Consider the following 339-nt stretch of genomic DNA (forward strand, 5'->3'; position numbering starts at 1 on the left):
GGAAACCAAATAATTATTACATTGTTAGGTTTTGTTTCAAGAACGGTATTCATAAATAGTTTAGGTATTACGTATTTAGGAATAAATGGACTGATCACAAATATATTGTCTATGCTAACATTGGCGGAGGCAGGAATAGGGGCTAGTATTATGTATAGCCTTTATAAGCCAGTAGCCGATAACGATCAAACAAAAGTCAAGATGTTGATGAATTTTTATCGAAAAGCCTATATGATAATAGCTTTAATTGTATTGTTATTGGGATTATCTATCATGCCATTTCTTCAATATTTTATTAAAGATTCGAACGTGAAAGATATTTATTTGATATATGGGATT

At 30.1% G+C, this 339-nt stretch carries 1 pseudogene; it reads left to right on the plus strand.

Annotation, left to right across the window (positions count from 1 at the left end):
- A pseudogene (locus KVT27_RS24015) lies at nt 1-339 on the plus strand (lipopolysaccharide biosynthesis protein); the annotation flags it as partial.

The sequence above is a fragment of the Lysinibacillus sp. GbtcB16 genome, assembly GCF_019091145.1.
Classification (GTDB): domain Bacteria; phylum Bacillota; class Bacilli; order Bacillales_A; family Planococcaceae; genus Lysinibacillus; species Lysinibacillus fusiformis.